The organism is Nocardia sp. NPDC057668 (genome assembly GCF_042799795.1).
Classification (GTDB): Bacteria; Actinomycetota; Actinomycetes; order Mycobacteriales; family Mycobacteriaceae; genus Nocardia.
Map to the genome: position 1 here is coordinate 164,505 of NZ_JBHVIC010000003.1, position 17,039 is coordinate 181,543.

At 69.8% G+C, this 17,039-nt stretch carries 16 protein-coding genes; 5 read left to right on the plus strand and 11 right to left on the minus strand.

The genetic code is table 11. From position 1 onward, the window contains the following. Window positions 1-17: 17 nt before the first annotated feature. Window positions 18-569: a PadR family transcriptional regulator gene (locus ACFVBH_RS19340; RefSeq protein ID WP_354990523.1), complete on the plus strand. Its 552-nt coding sequence runs from the start codon at window positions 18-20 to the stop codon at window positions 567-569. A gap of 29 nt (window positions 570-598) precedes the next feature. On the opposite strand, the gene ACFVBH_RS19345 is transcribed toward ACFVBH_RS19340, so the two are convergent. The 3 genes from ACFVBH_RS19345 to ACFVBH_RS19355 all read right to left on the minus strand — a co-directional run bounded on the left by ACFVBH_RS19345 (window position 599) and on the right by ACFVBH_RS19355 (window position 3,081). After that, window positions 599-1,333 carry a cobalt-precorrin-6A reductase gene (locus tag ACFVBH_RS19345; protein ID WP_379004539.1) on the minus strand — a complete coding sequence of 245 codons (735 nt, stop codon included), beginning with the start codon at window positions 1,331-1,333 and terminating at the stop codon, window positions 599-601. Next, window positions 1,330-1,914, minus strand: coding sequence for a hypothetical protein (locus ACFVBH_RS19350; RefSeq protein WP_379003059.1), 585 nt, complete (start codon window positions 1,912-1,914; stop codon window positions 1,330-1,332). The genes ACFVBH_RS19345 and ACFVBH_RS19350 overlap by 4 nt, the downstream gene beginning before the upstream one ends. 309 nt (window positions 1,915-2,223) lie before the next feature. Further along, window positions 2,224-3,081, minus strand: a complete 858-nt coding sequence (locus tag ACFVBH_RS19355; protein WP_379003061.1) for an alpha/beta fold hydrolase — start codon at window positions 3,079-3,081, stop codon at window positions 2,224-2,226. Window positions 3,082-3,248: 167 nt separating this feature from the next. Between ACFVBH_RS19355 and ACFVBH_RS19360 the strand changes: the two genes are divergently transcribed. Beyond that, on the plus strand, window positions 3,249-4,802 hold the full coding sequence (locus tag ACFVBH_RS19360) for an acyl-CoA carboxylase subunit beta (protein WP_354990526.1): 1,554 nt from the start codon (window positions 3,249-3,251) through the stop codon (window positions 4,800-4,802). A gap of 21 nt (window positions 4,803-4,823) precedes the next feature. Here ACFVBH_RS19360 and ACFVBH_RS19365 read toward each other — a convergent pair whose 3' ends face one another. The 4 genes from ACFVBH_RS19365 to ACFVBH_RS19380 form a co-directional block, all read right to left on the minus strand. Next, complete coding sequence (locus ACFVBH_RS19365; protein WP_379003064.1) at window positions 4,824-5,369, minus strand: AAA family ATPase; 546 nt, start codon at window positions 5,367-5,369, stop codon at window positions 4,824-4,826. Window positions 5,370-5,420: 51 nt separating this feature from the next. Then, complete coding sequence (locus tag ACFVBH_RS19370) at window positions 5,421-6,482, minus strand: alpha/beta hydrolase family esterase (protein WP_379003066.1); 1,062 nt, start codon at window positions 6,480-6,482, stop codon at window positions 5,421-5,423. A gap of 101 nt (window positions 6,483-6,583) precedes the next feature. Beyond that, window positions 6,584-7,438 (minus strand): NAD-dependent protein deacetylase, encoded by an 855-nt coding sequence (locus ACFVBH_RS19375; protein WP_379003068.1) that lies wholly within the window; start codon window positions 7,436-7,438, stop codon window positions 6,584-6,586. Between the two features lie 30 nt (window positions 7,439-7,468). After that, window positions 7,469-8,053 (minus strand): TetR/AcrR family transcriptional regulator, encoded by a 585-nt coding sequence (locus tag ACFVBH_RS19380; protein WP_379003070.1) that lies wholly within the window; start codon window positions 8,051-8,053, stop codon window positions 7,469-7,471. 134 nt (window positions 8,054-8,187) lie between these two features. Here ACFVBH_RS19380 and ACFVBH_RS19385 point away from each other — a divergent pair, with 134 nt between their 5' ends. Further along, a complete protein-coding gene (locus ACFVBH_RS19385; RefSeq protein WP_379003073.1) occupies window positions 8,188-8,991 on the plus strand; it encodes an SDR family NAD(P)-dependent oxidoreductase in 804 nt (267 codons plus the stop codon). 125 nt (window positions 8,992-9,116) lie between these two features. Here ACFVBH_RS19385 and ACFVBH_RS19390 read toward each other — a convergent pair whose 3' ends face one another. After that, window positions 9,117-10,094 carry a helix-turn-helix transcriptional regulator gene (locus tag ACFVBH_RS19390; RefSeq protein ID WP_379003076.1) on the minus strand — a complete coding sequence of 326 codons (978 nt, stop codon included), beginning with the start codon at window positions 10,092-10,094 and terminating at the stop codon, window positions 9,117-9,119. A 68-nt stretch (window positions 10,095-10,162) separates the two neighbouring features. On the opposite strand from ACFVBH_RS19390, the gene ACFVBH_RS19395 reads away from it, so the two are divergent. Then, the gene (locus ACFVBH_RS19395; protein WP_354990532.1) at window positions 10,163-10,741 is read left to right on the plus strand and encodes a DinB family protein; all 579 of its coding nucleotides are present in this window, start codon (window positions 10,163-10,165) and stop codon (window positions 10,739-10,741) included. After that, entirely contained in the window at window positions 10,738-11,199 is a 462-nt protein-coding gene (locus tag ACFVBH_RS19400) for a VOC family protein (RefSeq protein WP_379003079.1), read from the plus strand. Before ACFVBH_RS19395 ends, ACFVBH_RS19400 begins: the two co-directional genes overlap by 4 nt. 55 nt (window positions 11,200-11,254) lie before the next feature. Here ACFVBH_RS19400 and ACFVBH_RS19405 read toward each other — a convergent pair whose 3' ends face one another. The 3 genes from ACFVBH_RS19405 to ACFVBH_RS19415 all read right to left on the minus strand — a co-directional run bounded on the left by ACFVBH_RS19405 (window position 11,255) and on the right by ACFVBH_RS19415 (window position 16,976). After that, window positions 11,255-11,764, minus strand: a complete 510-nt coding sequence (locus ACFVBH_RS19405) for a response regulator (RefSeq protein ID WP_354990534.1) — start codon at window positions 11,762-11,764, stop codon at window positions 11,255-11,257. Window positions 11,765-12,098: 334 nt separating this feature from the next. Continuing rightward, window positions 12,099-12,362 carry a hypothetical protein gene (locus tag ACFVBH_RS19410; protein WP_354990535.1) on the minus strand — a complete coding sequence of 88 codons (264 nt, stop codon included), beginning with the start codon at window positions 12,360-12,362 and terminating at the stop codon, window positions 12,099-12,101. Between the two features lie 810 nt (window positions 12,363-13,172). After that, window positions 13,173-16,976, minus strand: coding sequence for an NACHT and WD repeat domain-containing protein (locus ACFVBH_RS19415; protein WP_379003082.1), 3,804 nt, complete (start codon window positions 16,974-16,976; stop codon window positions 13,173-13,175). Window positions 16,977-17,039: the final 63 nt, after the last annotated feature.

The window sequence follows — 17,039 nt, forward strand, 5'->3', positions numbered from 1 at the left end:
AATGTATGGCTGAAGGGATGGCAGTGGTAGACGAGAAAACCCGGCGCCCGCTCAATTCGACGGCCGCGTCCCTACTCGGTTTCCTACACCAGGGCGATATGTCCGGGTGGGATCTGGTCACCCTGGCCCAGGATCGCATCGGCGACTTCTGGACCATCACCCAGAGCCAGGTCTACCGGGAACTGGCGACCATGCACCAGACCGGCCTGGTCGAGAAGGGCGAAACCGGCGCACGCGATCGCACGCCGTACCGCATCACCGAGAACGGCCGCGAGGCCTTCGCCGAATGGATCGCCCGCGATCCGGGCGCGGAGACCATCCGGGTGCCGCTGCTGCTGACGCTGTCCTTCGGCGAATTCGTCGATCGCGACCGCCTCGACCGCATCATCGCCGCCAATCGCACCGTGCACGAGCAGCGCCTGACCGGCTACCTGTCCGGCCACGACGAGCAGCGCATCTCGCCCTTCGAACGCGCGACCCTGGATTTCGGGATCCGCTACGAGCGCGCGGTGCTGGAGTGGTTCGATCGGCTGCCCGAATTACTCGATCCCGCCAGCCGCCTGTCCTGATCCGCCGCGCCCGAGCCGCGGGGAGCGGCTCAGCGCCGGGCGAGCACCCAATCCCACGCCTGGGCAACGGTTTCCACCTGCTCGGCGCCGCCCGGCAGCGGCGGGCGGTCGATCATGACCACCGGCAGGCCCAGCGTCCGGGCGGCCTGGAGTTTGGCCTCGGTCAGCGCTCCCCCGCTGTCCTTGGTCACCAGGACCTCGATCGCGTGCGCGGTGAGCAGCGCGATTTCCTCCTCGACCGCGAACGGCCCGCGCGCGAGCAGCACCTCGTGCCGCGGGGGCACCGCGCCCTCGGGCGAGTCGATGGCCCGAATCAGGAAAAACTGCCCCGATGCCGCGAAGGCCGCCACGCCCTGGCGGCCCACGGTGAGAAAGACCCGATCCCCCAGCCCAGCAACGGTTTCGGCGGCCACGGTCAGATTCGGCACCCGGATCCACCGGTCTCCCGGCTGCTCGTGCCAGCCGGGCCGGCGCACGTGCAGCACCGGCAGACCCAGCTGGGCGGCGGCCTGTGCCGCATTGGCGGTCATACCGCCCGCGAACGGGTGGGTGGCATCCACCACGAGGTCGATGGCATTGCCGGAGATCCACTCCCGCAAGCCCTGCACGCCCCCGAAGCCCCCCATACGCACCGCACCGACCGGCAGGACGGGTTCGCGCACGCGCCCGGCGAGCGAGGAGACGATCTCGACTCCTCGCTCGCCGGAAGCGATATCGGCGATTTCCCGGGCTTCCCGAGTGCCGCCGAGAATCAGAATTTTCAGGGCTGTCCGCCGAAGTAGGCCAGACCCGCGTCGATCAGCGACGGACCACCGGCGATCAGCAGGCCGATGAGCGCGCCGAACGGCAGGCCGATGCCGAAGAAGAACGCGCCGATGATGGCGCCGATCAGTGCGCCGAGCGACGCGCGCTGCAATTCGGCGAAGAACCGCTCCTGCGAGCCGATGAATCGCACCGAGACGTCCGAGGCCGCCGGTGCGGTCAGCGACAGGCGCTGGCCCTGCTCGTCGATGACCGCGGTGAGCGCGATCTGCTCGGCGCCGGCTGCGCCGACCAGGGGCAGCTGCGCCACGACCTGTCCGGCGTCGTTCTTCAGGGTGACGGCCTTACCGTCCGCGGCCAGCTGGAAAGCGCCGCCGGTGACCTGCGTGACGACGGTGTTGCCGGTCTCGGCCAGCCGCACCGAGTAGTCGACACCGTCCTGGGTGCCCTGCGAGGCCGCGGCCGGGGTCACCTGCGCCGCTGCGGGCGCCTGCGCGCCCGGGGCGGCGTAGCTGGTGCCCGTGGCGATTCCGGTGGCGGCGATGGCGATCATGGCGGTGGTAGCGAATTTCGTGTACTTCAATGGATCTCCCAAGTCGATCTAGCACCGAACCCGATAACAATCGGGTCACGGTCACCGACCATACCTCTGAGCCGCTGATGTTTCAGTATGTATGACTCACCACTGCGAATTACGCGAATTCGGCCGTGGCACAACAACTGCATTCAACGACACGAATCATAGAGGTCGGCGACTTTCGAAGAACGCCCGGCATCGCATGGCCATCGAGCCGGGCATCAACGCTGGAAATGGGATTGATAGTCGACGACTACCGATACACCCGTACCACTTCTGCGCACGGCCACAGCCGGGCCGCCACCGGATCGGCCATCAGCGCGCGGTGCGCTGCAGGAAGTCCAGGGTCACCGACTCGAACGCCTCCTTGGCCTCGATCATCACCCAGTGCCCGCACCTGGGGAACACGTGGACCTCGGCCTCGGGAATCAGGCGCATCGGCACGAGCATCATGTCCGGCGGGCTCTGGCGGTCCTCGATGCCCCAGGTGAGCAGGGTCGGGCACCGCACCTTGTGCATGTTGGCCCAGTAGGGCGCGATCTTCGACATCATCGCGCGCTGTGCCTCGAACGCCTTCGAGCCGTACATGGCCGCGAGCGAGGCGTGCGACGCCGGATCGCTCGCGGCCCGCCAGCGGTCCTCGATCAGTTCCTCGGTCACCAGCGAATGATCGAAGGTCATGCACTTCAGCCAGCGCACCAGCCTGTCGCGACTCGGCTCGTCCGCGAACTCCTGCAGCAGCCGCGAGCCCTCACTGGGATTGGTGGTGAAGATGTTCGGGCCGACGCCGCCGATGGCGACCAGCCGCGAAACGCGATCGGGAGCGTTGATCGCGAGATTGACCCCCACGACCCCGCCCATCGAATTGCCCACCATGGCGGCCGATTCGATGCCCAAGGCATCCATGAATCGCAGCACCGCGGCGCCGGCCGCGAAGACCGGATGCACCCCCGGCACCGGATCGCTGATACCGAAGCCTGGGAACTCGAGGATGTAGCAGTGGTAGTACTTGGCGAAGAAACCCAGATTGCCCCGGAAGTTCTTCCAGCCGCTCACACCGATACCCGATCCGTGCAGCAGGATCAACGGCTCGCCCGCGCCCGCTTCGTGGTAACGCAGTGTCCCGCTGTCGGTTTCGAGTTCCCGCGCGGTGCCTTCGTAGGTGACGTCCATACCAGCAGACTAGAACACGTTCTACCCGCGTGCGACGGGCGATCTCCAGCGCACGCCCCCCGCATTTTGTGAATCATCCCGTTTGTCTGATTTGGTGATCATTCCTCGGGGACAGCGCATAACGTCACCGGGGCAATTAGGCGGAGCGGGAGAAGGTGGCGGTAAGCGTGATCGGCACGCGAGCGAAGCTCGATGAACTGAACAAGATCCTGGGGGTCGCGGCGGAACCGGCGGGGGACGCCGCGGTCGCCAAACGCGAGAAGAAGGGCATTCCGAGTGTTCGCGAACGCGTGAACATGCTGCTCGATCCCGGCACGTTCGTCGAGACGGGCGCCCTCGCCAGGCAGCCGGGACAACCCGACGCGCTCTACGGCGACGGCCTGGTCACCGGGCGCGGGCTGATCGGCGGGCGGCCGGTGGTGGTCATCTCGCACGACCAGACCGTGTACGGCGGATCGGTCGGGGTGACCTCGGCGCAGAAGTTCATGCGCGCCTTGCGATTCGCGTTCGACAATGCCTGCCCGGTGGTGACGATCAATGATTCCGGCGGCGCGCGGATTCAGGACGCGGTCGGGTCGATCGCGTCGTTCGGCGATATCTCGCGGGTGCTCGAGAAGCTCTCGGGCTATGTGCCGCAGGTGTCGATCATTCTCGGCAAATGCGCGGCGGGTTCGGTGTACGGGCCGATCAACACCGATGTGCTGATCGGCACCAAGGACTCGTACATGTTCGTCACCGGGCCCGACGTGATCAAGGCCGTCAACGGCGAGGACGTCAGCGCCGAAGACCTCGGCGGCGCGAAGGTGCAGGCCGAACGCGGCACCCTGCACCACGTCGCGGACACCGAGCAGGAGGCCTACGCCTGGGCCCGGAACTACCTGAGCTACATGCCGACCAGCTGCGTGGAGCGCGCGCCGATCGTGAATCCCGGTCTGGAACCGGAGATCACCGACTCCGACCGCGAGCTCGACCGCATCATTCCCGATTCCGATCGCGCCGGCTACGACATGCACGAGATCCTGCTGCGGATCTTCGACGACGGCGAGTTCCACGAGATCCGCGCCACCTTCGCACCGAACCTGATCACCGGGTTCGCGCGGGTCGACGGCAATCCGGTCGGCGTGATCGCGAATCAGCCACTGGTCCTGGGCGGTTCGATCGATGCCGCCTGCTCGGACAAGTCGACCTATTTCATCCGGCTGTGCGACGCGTTCAACATTCCGCTGATCTTCGTGGCCGACACCCCCGGCGTCCTGCCCGGCCTGTCCGAGGAGGCCGCCGGTGTGATCATTCGCGGCGGCCGGGTGCCGCGCGCGATCATCGAGGCCACCGTGCCGATCATCAACCTGGTGGTGCGCAAGTCCTACGGCGGCGCGTACGGCATGATGGCGGCCCGCCAGGTCGGCGCGGACTTCAGCTTCGCGTGGCCGACCGCCCGGATCGCGGTCATCGGCGCGGAGAGCGCGGTCGATCTGCTCGGCAAGCGCCAGCTGGCAGCGGTGCCCGAGGAGCATCGGGCCGCGGCCCGCGAGTTCATGGTCAACCAGTACAACGAGACCATCGCCACCCCGTGGATCGCCGCCGAACGCGGCTACATCGACGCGGTGATCGAGCCCTCGCGCACCCGCCTCGAGATCCGCCACGCGCTGCGCCTGCTGCGCGACAAGCAGCCGGCGAAGCCGGAGTTCAACCCGCGCAAGCACCCCATCTATCCGATGTGAGGCCCGGCGCCCGAGGGTGATTCAGCGGATCGCGCCCTCGGTCCAGACTCGCGCGAGGATGTCGTCGACGGTTTCGTGCGCGGTCTGGTCCGAGGTGTCGAGCCACAAACCCAGGCGCGGGGTCTCGTTCCGCAGTCCGGCATCGAGCAGATCGATGGTCCACCGCCCGTAGGCGTCCTTGCCGCGGGCGGCCTCGCGGCGTTCGATCGCCTCGGGCCGCGGCGCGAGCACCACCACCAGCAGCGGCCGCGCGTGGATCGCGTCGACCATCTCGGTGAGGTGCTCGCCCAGCACCACGTCCTGGGCGACCACGGTGAAACCGGCCCGGAAGTATTCGTCACAGGTCGAGGCGGTCAGCCGGTGCCGCAGGCGCAGCTGGCGCACCGCCTCCGCGGACGGATCCGGCGTCATGTCCGCCCGGCCGTTGATCACCATGCGGCGGAACAGATCTCCGCGCACGTGCACCGAGCGCGGGAGCCGTTCGGCCAGCAGTTGCGCGACCGTGGATTTCCCGGCCGCCTGGATCCCGGTGATGAGGATGATCGACTGCTGTGCCGAGGTCGTCACGGGGGCGGGCCTTTCCTCGCTGGGGGTCCGGCCCCGCGCGGGGCCGTGGGTTCACCCCACGGTATCGGGTGGGCGGCAGGAGAATCCGTCCGCGGTGCGCTCGATGCGGGAGAAGAAGGCCCAGGCCGCCACTGACGCGCTGGGGCCGCGCGGGTCGGTGAACTCCGCGAGATCCGGCTCGTCCGCGCCGCCGGACCAGAAGTGACCCATCCCGTGCACGGTCCACGCCTGCAGCACCGGGCACGACGCGCCCGGCGCGTCCCAGGTTCGCACGGTGTAGCCGTGACCGCCGGGGACCTCACCTTCGCGAAAGGTCATGGGCTCGGATGGAATTCGGTCCGCAACCCCCTGCGCGGCCAGGGTCATGTTGCCGGTCGCGCGCCACTGCGCGACGGCTTGCTCCCCGCACTCGGCGGAAACCGTCGTGTCGGCGTCGCCGCGCACCGCGATCATCGGCACCACCCGGCGATGCCCGCCCTGAGCGGAGAACGCCTGCGCCGCCAGCTGTTCGGTGGCGGCGCCCGGCAGCGCGGGACCGACGCAACCCAGGACACCGTGCCCGAACGCCGCCCCCGAGTGCAGTCCCACGGCCGCGAACAGATCCGGGAAGTACGCGCCCAGCAGCGCCGTTTCGAAAGCGCCCGAGGACATTCCGAGCGCATAGATCCGGTGCGGATCCGCACCGTAGCGCTCGGCCGCGGCCCGGGTCATCGCGGCGATCGCGGCGGCGTCGCCGGTCGTGCGCGATTCGAGGGCGGGGGTCAGCAGACCGGACCAGCAGCGGTCCTGGAGCCGGTGCAGCGGGGTGCCGTCCACGTACAGCACGACGAAACCGGCCCGGCGCGCCAGGGGATCCAGGAGATTGGCGCGCTGCTGCTGTTCGGCCGTGGTCCTGCAACCGTGGATCATGACCAGCAGCGCCGGATGCTCGGGCAATCCGGCGGGCACGAAAGCCCGGTAGGTGTAGTCGAGGCCGGGCACGCCATAGGTGCCGGTGTCCGTGCGGTCCGCCGCGGCCGGATCACCCGCCGCCGCGCCGGCGCCGAGCACCAGCAGGGCGGACACGAGCCAGATCAGCGGCCGATACCTGCGCGCGCGGGCGGAAGATCGCATATCCCCTCGGCTTTCGGCATGTCGCGACAAGCGGCGGACAGTCCCAGCATGACCCTTCGCCCGTGCGCGGGACGCGAATTCGCGACCCGGGCGGAAAGGAATCAGTGCGCGGGGGTTCGATCCCCGGCGTACGCGTCCGCCAGCGCGGTGAGTGTGGGGGCGCACCCGGCGTCGAACCGCAGGGTCGCCAGCTCGTCGCCCCGGGTCGGCCCCCGATTGATGATCACCACGGGCCGTTGGGTTTTCGCGGCGTGACGCACGAAGCGCAGCCCGGACATGACGGTCAGCGACGAGCCCGCGACCAGCAGCGCGTCGGCCCGGTCGAGCATCGTGAACGCTTCCGCCACACGATCTTTGGGCACCGATTCCCCGAAGTACACGATGTCCGGCTTCAGCATTCCGCCGCAATCCGCGCAATCGACCACCCGGAAACCGGCGGTGTCGGCGATCACCGCGTCGGCGTCGGGCGCGACCTCGACGCCGGTACGGCTCGGGTCGTCGGCGAAGCCGGGATTGGCCGCCTCCAGCCGATCGGCCAGGGTCAGCCGGGAGATCCGCGCGCCACAGGCCAGACACCGCACCCGCAGATAGGTGCCGTGCAGGTCGATCACCGCGCGCTGGCCGGCCTTGGTGTGCAGCAGGTCGACGTTCTGGGTGAGCAGGCCCGTGACCAGCCCCACCCGCTCGAGCCGCGCCAGCGCCCGGTGCCCGGCGTTGGGCCGGCTCGCGTCCATGCGCCGCCAGCCGACGTGGTTGCGGGCCCAATACCGTTGCCGGAACACCGGATCACCGACGAACTGCTGGTAGGTCATGGGATTGCTGGGCGGTGCGCCCGGGCTGCGATAGTCCGGGATCCCACTGTCGGTGGAGATGCCCGCCCCGGTCAGCACGACGACGCGCCGACCCGCGAACAGGTCGAGCAGCGGGGCGATATCCGGAGCCGCGGCATCGGGCATGCACGCGAGTCTACGAGCCGCGCGGGCGCACTACCGCCGTGGTCCCACGCCCGCGAGGAAGGTGTCGATCAACCGGCTCGCCAGCGCGTCCGGGTCCGTGGTGCCGTCCATCGCCGTGTCCCCGTGCACGGTCTCGGTGATCAGCGCGATGTACACCCGGCGCACCCAGAGCAGGTCCGCGGCGGCGTCGATGAAGCCCTCGGCCTGCGCACGGGCAAGGGCCGCATCGCAGTGGGCGAAGACCTCGGCCCGGATGGCGGCGATCGCCGGGTCGGACTCGACGACACGATCGAGCGCATAGCTCGCGCCGTACTTGATCTGGATGACGTTGGCGGTGGCCTGGTGCAGCGCGACCATCGGCGGCGCGGACAGTGGGCGAGCGGCCTCGACCGCCGCGGCCATCCGCTTCCAGGCGTTGAGCGCCATGGTGTGCACGAGATCGTCGCGGTTGGCGAAGCGCCGGTGCACGGTGGTCCGCGCGACCCCGGCGGCCTCCGCGATCTGTTCCAGGGTCGCGTTGGGGTTCTCGCTCAGCAACCGCTCGGCCGCGTCCAGGATCGCGCGCACGGTCCGTTCGGCATCGGCGCGCAATGGTCGGGCGGGCGGCTGCGGCATGGGCTCCTCTTCGCTGAGATTCTGTCCGAGACACTACACGAGGTGATCCTTTCAGCTTCTATATGCATCATCAATGTTGCATGTTCTGAAATATTCGCTACTCTCGTGTCACACACCGTTGAAGGAGAACCACCATGGCCCACTCGGGAAAAACCGCCCTCGTCACCGGCGCCTCGTTCGGCATCGGCGCCGCGTACGCGGCCGCGCTCGCCGCCCGCGGCGATGATCTCGTGCTGGTTGCGCGCTCGGTGGCACGGCTGGACTCCCTTGCCGCCGAACTGCGTACCCGCCACGGCGTCCGCGTGGAGGTCATCGGCCAGGACCTCGCGCACCCGGACGCCGCGACCCTGGTCACCGACGAACTCACCCGCCGGGGCCTGACCATCGACACCCTGATCAACAACGCCGGCTTCGGCAGCGCGGGCCGCTTCGAGGAACTGCCCGCCGAGAGCGAACACGACCAGCTGATGGTCAACGTCGTGGCCCTGGCCGGACTCACCCGCCTGCTGATCCCCGGCATGCTGGACCGCGGCGCCGGGGAGGTCGTGAACGTCGCCTCGACCGCGGGCTTCCAGCCCTCGCCCTACTTCGCCACCTACGCCTCGGGCAAGGCGTTCGTGCTGAACTTCAGCCTCGCGCTGTGGAGCGAGTACAGCGATCGCGGCGTGAAGGTCCTCGCGGTCTGCCCCGGACCGACCGAAACCCAGTTCTTCGACGTGGTCGGCACCCGCAAGGCCGCGATCGGGGCGCCCATGGGCAACGTCGACCAGGTGGTCCGGGCGACCCTGCGCGCCCTGGATCGCAATCAGGGCTACGTGGTTCCGGGCATCGGGAACTTCGCCTCCGCGCACCTGCTCCCCCGCCGCCCGCGCACCCTGGTCACCCGCATCGCCAAGTTCGCCACCCGCCAGGTGGCCGACACCTCCGCGCGGGTCTGACCCGGAACCGGGAAACCGTTGCGCGCGTGTGGCTCTCCGCGCCGCGGTGACAGCACGGCCGATGGACGCCCGAGAGCTCTGTGGCCGCACAGCGCCCCCGACGGGCCATCGCGGACTGTTCGCCGCTAGGAGCCCTGATCCGCGTCCGCACCCGAGGCGTGCAGAATTCCGGCCAGAACCCTTGCACGTACGGCCAATTCGGGCGGCTCCAGCACCTCGAACGCGTGACCCAGCACCAGCACGTGCATGAGCACGGCATCGAGATCGGCTGCGCCGCTGCGCAGTTCACACGAAGACTCGCCGCACGGTTCGACCACCGCCGACGCGGGCGGAACCTGGGCCCGGACCGTCCCGGCGGGCGCGTGCACCAGAAAGCGCGCCTGCCGCGGATACACCCGCGCCGCGACGCCCTCCTGCACGAAGGCCGCCGCGTCCGGACCCGGCCGGGCGCGGAAATGCCATGTGCGCAGGGCGACTTCGCGCATCCGGTCGACCCGGAAGGTGCGCCAGTCGTCACGGTCGAGATCGAATGCGAGCAGATACCAGCGCCGATCCGAGGCCACCAGCCGGTAGGGCTCGACCCGGCGGCGGGTCACCTCGTCCCCGGCCGGGTAGTCGAATCCGGCTTCGAGCAGGTCGTGGCAGGCGCGGGCCAGGGTCATGAGCGCGTCCGGATCCACCGGGGACCGGGCGCGGTCGAACGATTCGATCGCCTCGGTCAGCACTCGCATCTCGTACCGCAGCCGCGCGGGCAGGACCCGATCGAGTTTGGTGAGCGCCCGCAGCGCCGCGTCCCCCGTCCCGGTCAGTCCGCCGCCCGCCCCGACCAGCAGCGCGACGGCCGTGGCGATGGCCTCCTCGTCATCGAGCAGCAGCGGCGGCAGATCCTGCCCGGACCCCAGCTGATAGCCCCCGCCGACCCCCTGGCTGGCGTGCACCGGGTACCCGAGCGCGCGCAGCCGTTCCATATCGCGGCGCACCGTACGGACGGTGACCGCGAGCCGGTCGGCGAGTTCGGGCCCGGTCCACACCTGCCGCTGCTGCAGCAGCCCGAGCAGTGTCAGCACCCGCTCGGTCGTTCCCCGCTCATCACGGCCCGTCATCTCCACCTCGCCGAGTGTCCGCGCGATTGCGGACCGATCCTGTCCGCTATCGGTGTCAGAGTAGCCGCATGGACACAGACGAACCGGACTGGAACGCCATTCTGTGCGACCAGTGGGAGTTCCACTGGAACCACCAGGTACGACAACGGCTCGAGGGCCTGACCGACGACGAGTACTTCTGGTCGCCGGTGCCGGACGCCTGGAGCGTGTACCCGCGCGGAACCTCCACCGCCCCCATCCAGGCGGGCAGCGGCGACTTCACCATCGACTTCGCTTTCCCACCACCGGATCCCGCACCCTTCACGACGATCGCGTGGCGACTGGGCCACGTCATCGTCGGCGTGCTCGCGGCCCGCAACGCCTCGCACTTCGGCGCACCCGCGGCCTCGTACGACGGGTGGGAGTACGCGAGCACGGCGAAACAGGCCCTGGATCAGCTCGAAACTCAGCTCGGCACATGGATTTCCGGCGTGCGGGGACTCGGACAGGACGGGCTGCTCGCACCGGCCGGACCCGCCGAGCCGTACCCGGATCTCCCGATGGCCGCCCTGGTCCTGCACATTCACCGAGAACTCATCCACCACCTGTCCGAGGTCGCCCTGCTGCGCGATCTCTACCTGCACACCACGAAGGAAGTCACCCGATGAGCCGCCACCTGCAGATCACCTTCGACGCCCACGATCCCAAGGCCCTGTCGACCTTCTGGCGCGAGGTGCTGGGTTACGTCCATCCCGGTCCACCCGGGGTAGAGCTGCCCGCGGGCGCGGATCCGCTGGCCGCGTGGGACGAGTTTCTGGCCGGGGTCGGAGTCCCGCCCGAACAGCGCAACACCCGCTCGGCCATCGAGGATCCCGACGGCAACGGCCCGCGCGTGTTCTTCCAGCAGGTGCCCGAGGACAAGATCGCCAAGAACCGGGTTCATCTCGACGTGCGCGCGGCCCCGGGGCTACAGGGCGCCGAGCGCATGGCGGCTCTGGAAGCCGAATGCGATCGCCTGGTCGGGCTGGGCGCGAAACGCCTCACCCGTTTCGAGCCCGAGCCGCCGATGAGCTTCGGGCACATCGTCATGGCGGATCCGGAGGGCAACGAGTTCTGCCTCGACTGAGCCGCCGCCCGGCTCGCCGGCCGCGGTGAGCCGGGCCGGGCGCGGGTACGCCGGATCAGTCGGCCAGGCGCACGGACTCGCGGACCGCCGCGGCGACCGCCGGCGACTCGTCCTGGCGATCGTCGATCACCAGATCCGGGTGCAGGCGCGCGTGGATGCGCGTGAGCAGCTCGCTCGTGCGGAAGGGTTTGGGCAGGTAGTCCACGGCGCCGGCGGCGAGCACGCTCTCGATGACATCGGGATCACGCTCGGCGGACACGACCATGATCGGGGCGTCGCCGCTCACCAGCAGCCGCCGGCACACCTCGACGCCGTGCAGATCCGGCAGTCGCAGATCCAGCAGCACCAGATCCGGATGCCAGCGCTCGGACAGCGCGAGCGCCTGGCTCGCGTTCGCGGCGTGCATCGAGTCGTAACCGGCCGCCGACAACACCAGCAGCGCCATCTCGGCGGTAGCCAGGTGCCCCTCGACGACCAGCACCCGGGCCAGCGCCGGGTCGGATTCTCGATGGGGATGGATGAGCGGGCGCGGCACTCGCCGGGCGGATAGCTGATGAGTGTTCATAGTGTTGCCCTTCAGTCACGGGAGCCCTGCAACTCGAACTCGACCGCACCCGGCTGACTCCCCCAACCCGCGGAGTTTTGTCCCGAATGCCAGATCTCGAACCCTAGGCGTTCCAGTTACCGTCCAGCAATGAAAGCGGATATCAGATCTCCGGATAGCCCGGATCGTCGTCTTCCCGTGACCCATCCGCTCGCGCCCCTCCACTTTCGTGACCACACCGAGTCCCCGACGTCCCCCGCAGTTCACTTTCGGGACACCTTCCGGGTGCGGCGTTGCCCGCCGAACACGAGGAGCCGGGCAACCCCCGAATGATCGCCCGGATCCGTCGCGCGACTCAGCGGTCGAACTCGGTATTGGCCTCGCGGACCGCGTCGTGGGCGGCGGCCTCGGCGGCGTGGCGGTCATCGCGCATGCGGGCGCGGGGGCGGTCCGTGCCCTGCTGGTCTTCGCGATCGGCGGGTTCGTAGTCGCCGCCGGAATCGTCGCGGGCGAGGTTCATATCCCGCATCTGGTCGTGACGTTCGGCGCGGTGGGCGGCGGCGCTTTCGGCGTCGGCCTTGCGGCGGGCGTCCTGGGAGAGATTCTGCTGACGCTTCATTCGAGGTCCTCCGGAGTGTGAGGTGTCCGTCCCGATAAGAAACAACCCGACCAGTATGCGCCGCTAGAAGCAGGGCCCGCTTCCGCTCGCCGAACCACTCGCCGAGCCGATGACCATCTTGATCAACGCGTCGAACAGGCCACCGGAAATGAATTCAGCCATGACAGAGCTCCTATCCGAATAGGCAGATGAGCAGTGATCGCCAGACGTTCGCGGAACTCACGCTACTTCGAGCTCGATGACTCCGAACATTGACGGGAAAGCCGGGGAAATTGGCGTCCCGTACCGCAGGAGTATGCGCTACTTACTGGAGTTTTTGACTGATTCGACTACTGATGGCCAATCTCAACCGGACCGTGACAACCACCGAAACAATCCCGTTCCGCAAGGTTTGCCCGAATGCCGAGCAGCGAAACCATCCCCCGCCGCACGCCTTCCCACCGCGCCCACCGTCCGGTCCGGACCGCGGTTTGTCCGGACCGGAAAGCACTTTTCCGCGGCACGACCGGGCGATCTCCCACAAACCCCCAAAACGGACTGGACGTCTGGTGCAAATCTGATGTGGCACCGGCGAAGACCGGAGCAACTCCCCCACACAGTTCGACCCGAGAAGGACACGCTCATGCTTTCTGGATTCACTCAGCTGTTCAACAACCTCTACCTGTTCGGCGGCGACCTTCTCAGCTTCCATTTCGGCTTCTGATACTCCGCCTCACCTGAAACCCGCATGGCCGCCTTCCTCCCCGGCCATGCGGGTTTTCGCATTCCCGGAATGCGGTCGGCCCCGAAATGCGCCCCGCGCGAACGCGATCAGCGCGAGCAGGCGTCGGACAATTCCGGACGCCACCGCCGCCAATCCCCGTCCAGTTCGGATCCGTAGGTCGCGGCGCACACCCGCTCGGCCGCCGCGTCCGCGTCGACGTTCAGCCAACTCAGCACCGCGTTGCCGCCGCCCGCGCCCAGCATGCCTGTCGGACTGAACTGCACGCGCCAGCGCACGGTCCCGCGCGGCACGATCGAGGCCCCGATCGACTCCGGTGCGGACGGGTCGGCGATGGACCACAGTCGCACTGTCTGATCGTCCGAACCGGTCGCCAGCAACCGCGCGGCGGGATCGAAACTCACCGATCGGATCGCGCTCGAATAGTCGCCCAGGGCCGCGAGCTCCTCGGCCCGATCACCGTCCAGGCGCGCCACCCGCACGATCTGGTCGTCGCCGCCGGCGGCCAGCAGCGTGCCGTCGGCACTGATCGCGAGCGCGTTCAGACTCCGGTGGTAATCCGCCAGTACCGTCGACGTGCGTTGCGCCGCGGCCAGATTCCAGCTGTGGATGCGTCCCTCCCCCGACACCGCGTACAGCCGCTGTCCGTCCGGCGCGAACGCGACCGCGTTCACCCACCCGCCCGGCCCGGTCAGCGCGCTGTCCCCGGCCACGGGCCGATCGCGATCGCTCAGGTCCCAGACCTGCACGCTGGCATCGGCCAGCGCGGTGGCCAGGTGTTTCGAATCCGGGGCGAAGGCGATCTCGTGCGCGTAGCGCGCCTGCGGCAGGTCCAGGGTGGGCAGCGGCCGGGGCGCGGCGCGATCGGTGAGGTCGAACAGCAGCACCGCGCCGGTGTCGACCAGGGTCACCGCCAGCGTGCGGCCGTCCGGCGCGAGCGCGAGGTTCTCGACTCGGGCGTCGGCGGGCAGGGGCGCGGCGCCGATCGGGCGCGGGGTCGCGCCGGTGGCGTCCCAGAGCAGGACCGTCCCGTCCCACGAGCCGGTCGCCATCAGGGCACCGGACGCGTCGAACGCGGGGGCCTGTACCTGCGCGGTGTGCCCGGCGAGTTCGGCGGGTGAGAGCGTCCACACCTGCAATTCGCCGGACTGCCCGCCGGTGAGCACCCGGCTGTCGTCCAGGAACAGCGCCGCGGCCAGCGCACCGCGGCTGCCGCCCATGGGTTTTCCGACCGGCACCGGCCGGCGCGGGTCGATCACGCTCCACAGGTCCGCGGTCCCGTCCCGCCCGGCGGTGACCAGGGTGCGGCCGTCCGGGGCGAAGGTCAGCGACCATACCGCCGCGGTGCGCGCGGGTACCGGTGGTCCCAGCGGAACCACGTTCGCGCGGTCGCGCATGGACCAGAGCTGGAAAGTCTGGTCGTCGCTGCCGGTGGCCAGGACCGTCCCGTCGGGGCTGAAGGCGACGGCGTGGATCGTCAGGCGCTGCCCGGTCAGCGGCGCACCGAGCGGTCGCGCCGCGGCGGGATCGGAGACGTCCCAGACCCGCGCGGTCCGATCGTCACTCCCGCTGACCAGCGTGTTCCCGTCCGGCGCGAAGGCCAGGGTGCGGATCGCGGCCTGATGCCCGGTGAGCGTCACGGTCGCCCCGGAACTCAGGTCGTGCAGGCGCACGGTGCGATCGTCCCCGGCCGTGGCGATCCACCGGCCGTCCGCGCGCACGGCCACCGCGTACACCGCGCCGCGATGCCCGAGGTCGATGGTCTCGGCGCGCACGGGATGTTCGGGATCGGAGACGTCCCAGCGGTGCACCCGCCCCGAGGCCGTGCTCGCGAACAGCGTCCGCCCGTCGGGGGCGAAGGCCACCGACGCGACCCAGCCGTCGGCGGGCAGCGCCGCGCCCAGCGCGATCAGCCCCCGCTCGGTGTCCCGGCGCCACAGTCGCACCGCGTTGTCGTAGCCGCCCGAGGCCACGATGCCGTTACGTGATTGCGCCACACCGTAGATCGCGCCCTCGTGCCCGGGCACGGTGGCGGCCAGCGGCGCGGCCTGCGAGGCCAGCAGCAGCCCGCGGGCCTGCGGATCGCCGGGCCGCACGACATTGGCGACCAGCGCGAGTTGCGCCGATTCGGTCGGGTCGGCGGCTTGATTGTGCTGGGCGGCCGCGACCAGTGCGGCGAACTGCGCGTCCGTGCGCTCGCGATCGGCGAGCCGGCTCTGGCGCATGGACACCACGGCCAGCACCGAGGTCACGATCGCGCCGACGACCAGGAACAGCGCCAGCGCCCGTTTGGCCAGCACCCCGCGGCGGCGCACCTGCTCGGCCGCGTCCAGGAACTCGATTCCCGAGGGCGACAGCACATTCGGCATGCGCGAGCGCAGATCGCTCGCCACCGCGAGCCGGGTGCCCTGGTACAGCAGCGACCGGTCGCGGCCGGTGCTCGCCCATTCCTCGACGTCGGTGTGCAGCCGATGCCGCACGATCGCGTCCTCGCGATCCTCGTCCACCCATTCGGCCAGGCGCGGCCAGGCGCTGAGTACCGCGTCGTGCGCGAGCGAGGTGCCGGACGCGTCCTGGGTGAGGATGCGGGCCGCCACGAGCGTGTTCAGGACGGTGCGCGCGGAGTCCTGGTCGGGGCAGCGCCGAATCAGGCTCTCGCGCTCCACATGCCGGCCCACCGCTGTCCCGTCGGCGGCCGGGGTCACCAGTTGCAGCAGCAGGATGCGGGTGGTCTCGCGTTCGCGGGGATCGAATCGCTCCCACTGCTGTTCCGCGCTGGCCGCGATCGCGCCGCGCACGCCGCCCGCGCGCTCGTACGCCGCCACGCTCATCACGCCGTCCTCGCGGAACTCCCAGGTGCTGCGCAGCGCGTGCGCGAGCAGGGGGAAGGTGCCCGCGCGCACCGCCTGCCCGCCGCCGCGCACCCCGAGGTCGGCCAGGATCAGTTCCACGAGCCCGTCGCCCAGGCGCAGTCCCACGCGCCGGGCGGGTTCGACGATGGCGGCGGTCAATTCGGCCACGGTCGGCGGGCCGAGCAGGATCTGATTGCGCTCGAGCAGCGCCGCCAGGGCCGGGAAGCGGGCTGCCTGGGTGTAGAAGTCGGCGCGCAGGGCGGCGACGACGCCCGCACACCGCCCGGGCAGTGCCTGCCCGGGCGGCACGAGCGATTCCAGGACCTCGAGGTAGCGGCCCGCGGCGTCGTCGTCGAAGGGCGGCAGGAACAGCTCTTCGAGCTGATCGACCACCAGCACATAGGGTTTCGAGTCCGACGCGCGTTCGGCGGCCCAGTCCGCGAGGGCCCCGGCGGCGACCGCGCCCGGCGTCACCGGCAGCACGTCGAAGTCCGCGCGCACCCGGGCCGCGAATCCGGCCTGCAGCAGCGAGGACTTGCCGACCCCGGAGTCACCGACCAGGATCAGCGGTCCCCCGTCGCCGAGGTTCTCGGTGAATCGCGCGCGCAACGTCTCGATCTGCCCGTCACGCCCGGCGAAGTACTCCGCGTCGGTGATCGTCAGCGCGGCCAGACCCGGATACGGGCACACCGTCGACACGGCGCCGACCGGCGGACCGGTGCGCTCGCGTTGCGCGCGCGACCAGAGTTTGTGCCACCCGGTCATCGAATACAGTTCCGGCAGTGCGGGATCGGGCCTGCGGGCCTGCGCGGCGGGCACCAGGACGCTCAGCACCGAGGACAGCCCGTCGAATTTGGCGGGGACGCTGCGCCCGAGCCGCCAGTCCGAGATCCGCTGCGCGCTGATCTCCCGTCCCTGCGGATTGCGGACCCGCAGTTCCCGGGTGGCGCGCATGCTGATGACGCGCAGCGGCGGGGCTCCGGCAGCGGAGTACAGCGCGTCGAGCCGATGCGCCAACTCGCCCCGGGCACTGGTCGTCACTGCTCGCACCCTTCGAATTGATACCGATCGGTTTGTGCGCCGATCTCCGATGTTACCGACGGG

Coding starts and splice junctions, on each gene's coding strand:
- ACFVBH_RS19370 (WP_379003066.1), bottom strand. CDS start 6,482: ATGCGATCTTCCGCCCGCGCGCGCAGGTATCGGCCGCTGATCTGGCTC.
- ACFVBH_RS19395 (WP_354990532.1), top strand. CDS start 10,163: ATGGACACAGACGAACCGGACTGGAACGCCATTCTGTGCGACCAGTGG.
- ACFVBH_RS19390 (WP_379003076.1), bottom strand. CDS start 10,094: ATGACGGGCCGTGATGAGCGGGGAACGACCGAGCGGGTGCTGACACTG.
- ACFVBH_RS19400 (WP_379003079.1), top strand. CDS start 10,738: ATGAGCCGCCACCTGCAGATCACCTTCGACGCCCACGATCCCAAGGCC.
- ACFVBH_RS19340 (WP_354990523.1), top strand. CDS start 18: ATGGCAGTGGTAGACGAGAAAACCCGGCGCCCGCTCAATTCGACGGCC.
- ACFVBH_RS19410 (WP_354990535.1), bottom strand. CDS start 12,362: ATGAAGCGTCAGCAGAATCTCTCCCAGGACGCCCGCCGCAAGGCCGAC.
- ACFVBH_RS19355 (WP_379003061.1), bottom strand. CDS start 3,081: ATGGACGTCACCTACGAAGGCACCGCGCGGGAACTCGAAACCGACAGC.
- ACFVBH_RS19375 (WP_379003068.1), bottom strand. CDS start 7,438: ATGCCCGATGCCGCGGCTCCGGATATCGCCCCGCTGCTCGACCTGTTC.
- ACFVBH_RS19380 (WP_379003070.1), bottom strand. CDS start 8,053: ATGCCGCAGCCGCCCGCCCGACCATTGCGCGCCGATGCCGAACGGACC.
- ACFVBH_RS19405 (WP_354990534.1), bottom strand. CDS start 11,764: ATGAACACTCATCAGCTATCCGCCCGGCGAGTGCCGCGCCCGCTCATC.
- ACFVBH_RS19385 (WP_379003073.1), top strand. CDS start 8,188: ATGGCCCACTCGGGAAAAACCGCCCTCGTCACCGGCGCCTCGTTCGGC.